The organism is Thermodesulfobacteriota bacterium (assembly GCA_036397855.1).
Classification (GTDB): Bacteria; Desulfobacterota_D; UBA1144; order Nemesobacterales; family CSP1-2; genus DASWID01.
This window is the reverse complement of the sequence record DASWID010000046.1, coordinates 1-3,960: the sequence shown is the minus strand read 5'-3', so window position 1 is coordinate 3,960 and position 3,960 is coordinate 1. Positions and strand designations below refer to the sequence as shown.

At 39.5% G+C, this 3,960-nt stretch carries 3 protein-coding genes; 1 reads left to right on the top strand and 2 read right to left on the bottom strand.

What is annotated here, in order from left to right; all coding sequences use genetic code 11:
• Positions 1–322 (bottom strand): hypothetical protein (locus VGA95_03685; protein HEX9665640.1); only part of this gene is annotated, 322 nt, incomplete at its 3' end.
• Between the two features lie 237 nt (positions 323–559).
• Between VGA95_03685 and VGA95_03680 the strand changes: the two genes are divergently transcribed.
• A complete protein-coding gene (locus VGA95_03680; protein ID HEX9665639.1) occupies positions 560–1,516 on the top strand; it encodes a DUF4136 domain-containing protein in 957 nt (318 codons plus the stop codon).
• 36 nt (positions 1,517–1,552) lie between these two features.
• On the opposite strand, the gene VGA95_03675 is transcribed toward VGA95_03680, so the two are convergent.
• Positions 1,553–3,502: an agmatine deiminase family protein gene (locus VGA95_03675; GenBank protein HEX9665638.1), complete on the bottom strand. Its 1,950-nt coding sequence runs from the start codon at positions 3,500–3,502 to the stop codon at positions 1,553–1,555.
• Positions 3,503–3,960 lie beyond the last annotated feature (458 nt).

The window sequence follows — 3,960 nt, the reverse complement described above, 5'->3', positions numbered from 1 at the left end:
CACCTTCGGGAACCCTTACCTTAACGCCGTCGCTTAATGTAATTTCAAAATCCGCTATGTATGATCCGGGAATGCCTGTTTCTCCAAAGTTCCACTCATATTTTCCAATGCCAGTTAATGGACTGACAACTACCTCACCTTCACCTTCGAGCCTTTTGATATTAGCGCCATCTTCTGGTCCTTCCATAAAAAACCTTATTTGAGCACCAGTAAGATCTATAGGCAAGAAGGTATCCATATTAAAAAGCCTGAACTGCACCGGTGGTTTAAGATGTCCCTTCTTAATCTTTAATGACTTTTCGACTTCTATCCTTAATTTCATTTTTCAAATTTTGTCTCTTGAGGCAATAAATTCATCCTTCTAAGATTTAAGAAAAGATTATGCCTGAATGAAGAACCTCGCAGCAAGGCGAGGTTTATCGGAGCATTCAAATCAGTTCCCGAAAAAGGAAAGAATCCTTGTTTCAGTGCATATTGAAATCTTTCCTTAACAATCAAAAAAAATGTAGTAGAATTCCTTTTCAATACAATCAATAAAAGTACTCTGAGAGCCTAGCAGATGAGACAAGTGAGCCAAATCACAAGAGCGCCATATCTTATATTCTTTTTGATACTAGCTACTTATGGATGTAGCCATAACAATGGTTCATTAAACCAAGACAATAGTTTTCATAAACAAGCGCCAGCCGTAGTTTCAATAAGAAATCCGGACTTTGTCATACAACCCCCTGTAACTTTTACGTGGTTACCTGAATCAATCCAGGTATTCGAGGATCCTCGCTTAAAGGAGTTTCCAATTCAGGAGGCATTTCGGAAAGCCATAGCTGAGTCGTTGACAAATAGAGGTTATGAATTTACACAATCAACAAGTACTTGGACATTTGGATCTGCTTCATTCCACAAAAGGCTAGATATAGGACCTAAGGATCTTATTCTGGTGAAAGACTGGAAATGGGCAGGTGCTAATTTCGGCGCTGGAGGAATTCTAAAGGAGATTACTCTTGAAAACAGGAGTAAAGAAGACTTTACAGATCTTAGAATCAGAATTGATTATCTTGGTACAAAGGGTCCCAAAGAGGGATATGGAGGTCCAACCAGCATATTTGTAATCCATGACTCACTTCCTGCAAGAACTGTAAAAACCTTTAAGGACATAAATGTTGGTTTTCGACACCCCGACGAGAGGGGAGAAAGAATAAGGTTATTATACGCGAAGACAATTACCAATGATTTGTTGATAGGTTATACCCTGGCGCTAGAAAGTGCACTTAGTGATCAGGAAATATCCCAGAATTACGGAATAACTCGAGAATTATCAGGAGACAAAGATAAAATAAATGAGTATGAAAAGGGAACGGTAATAATCGACCTAGCAGACGCGAAGAGTAGAACGCTTATTTGGAGAGGCGCCTTACAGGCCTTCGCGACTTCTGATATCCCGGAGGACGTACGTCGGGAGAGAATTAACAAAGTAGTAAAGATATTAATTGACAATTTTATTGATTCGACTAAATAGTATGTAATAAGAGGCGTCAGGACCTGCGACCATGCATCAATCGATTGAGCTGCGTTCCTGTTTAGCCACGGCTGGTTGCTGTTGGGTAATACAATGAATCGTCCCCAATCCATATAATAAGTCCGAGCAGTGGATACCGATAACCTTCCTGTCCGGAAATGAGTCTTTAATAATCCTTATTGCTATTTGGTCATTCTTATGTTGAAAGGTTGGAACCAAAACCACCTTATTGGCGATATAAAAGTTGAGGTAACTCGCGGGTAGCCTAATGCTTTTACCCCTTACAACCCTGCGAATTGGATGAGGCATCGGCAGTTTTATGACATTCAATTTATCTCCGTCTTGATCCTTTGATTTTAGCAGTGTCTGATAGTTATCTTTCAAGATAGAATAATTCTCGTCTTTTTCATTCTCCTCATAGGCACAGAAGACCGTCCTCGGATTGACAAAGCGAGCGAGATTATCGATGTGGCCGTCGGTATCATCTCCTAAAATACCTGATTTCAGCCAGATGATGTGACTAACTCCGAGATAGTTCATCAAATAGGTTTCGATGTCTCTTTTTGAGAAACTGGGATTTCTGCCATGGTGCAGCAAACATTGTTCAGTCGTTAAGAGGGTCCCTATTCCATTGACATCGATAGAGCCCCCTTCAAGGATGATTCCTGGTCTACAATAGGCCAACGGTATGTTCTGACTTATTATATAAGGGATTTGAGTGTCTCTGATGAGTTCCTTGTATTTCCCCCCCCATGCATTAAATATCCAGTGAAGAATAGCTATTTGTTTTTTGCCCTTATTAACTATGAAAATCGGACCGTAATCCCGAAACCAGACATCAGCATAGTCCCATATGTGGAAACTGATTCGTCTCAAATCAATTCTTCTTTCCTCAAATTGCGCTATGACTTTTGTCCTCGTCTTTGAATCTTTTACAAAAAGATTCACTTCCTCATCTTTATGTAGAGCCTCTATTATTTCAACATATATTTTCTCGACCCGTTTTACTCTACGAGGAAATGTCTCTGGGTCATGAGGCCATGCCAACCAGGTCGCGTCATGAATTTCCCATTCGGCAGGCATGATGTATCCTAACTCCCGGGGTATGTCATTCAAGATAGGCGAATTGATCAAACCATAAGTCTCTGGACGTCGGTTTTTAATAAATCCCCAACCCTCTTGAATTCGTTTGTTTTGACTAATGTCCAAATCCACAACCAATACTTCCTCATCCCTTTCACTTGCCCTCTTGAGTACTTTTCCAAATGCATCGCAGACGAAAGATGATCCCCAGAAACTTATCTTCCCTTCCCTTCCTACCCGGTTAACGACGGCAACATGCACTCCATTTGCTATGGCATGGGAACGCTGAATAGTCTCCCAGGCGGAAATCCAATCTGAGTAGGGTAAGGAATCGCCTTCGAGATAACCAATTGCAGAAGGGTAGAAAATAACATCCGCACCTTGAAGGGAATTGTTTCGTGCAGCTTCGGGGTACCATTGATCATAGCAAATGAGAACGCCAAAATTCAGATTGCGTGTATTAAATACGCGATAACCAGAGTCGCTCGCTTCAAAGTAGCTTTTCTCATAAAAAAAGGGATCATGTGGGATATGTGTCTTTCGGTATGCCCCAAGAAGTGTCCCGTCAGCATCAATCACGGCGGCAGTATTATAGAATTTGCCTTTAGAATCAGCCTCAAAAATGGGTGCAATGATTACTACATTTAATTCCTTTGCTAACCTTGATAAGGTCGAAGAAGATTCTCCGGGAATAGTCTCAGCCAACGGCGCGACATCTTTTTTCTCATCGATTGGAAAATACTTGGTTCTGTATAATTCTTGAAGACAGACAAACTGCGCGCCCTTTTTTGCAGCGTCTTTAATTCTCGCTATAGTTTTTTTCATATTGAGGGCAATATTATTTGAGACACGAGTCTGCACAAGTCCGATCGTAACGATATTTTTATTTTTTTTAGTCACCATAACGGGAAGCTTTAATTTAACATATTTATTTTCATTATCATTATCTACTTATTTAATAAGAATTAATCTACTTTGACGATCCCTCAGGTATAAAACCATTAAGGCTCTCGGGAGGGATAGGATAAACATTGATAAACACCATTAATTGCTTTCTTCCTTTAGAAAAAGTGCGCAGAACCTTTAACCGAGTCTATATTAGGTTTATATAATTAACGGTTCTTAATATGTATAATGATAGACCACTCTTCAATGAAGATTTGAATTTGATTGGCTTAAATCAGCCAGGATTTATGTATACAAACATAGTTAATCTGGGTGTATTTTTTGATGAGAAAAAATATAATATCGGAGCTAAATGATCTCAGGACATTTTTTTTCAAATACTATAATGAGATTATTGTAATCTCCTTCTCCACTTTTTTTATAGTGATTCGATACTACCATAGTGTGGGGAATAC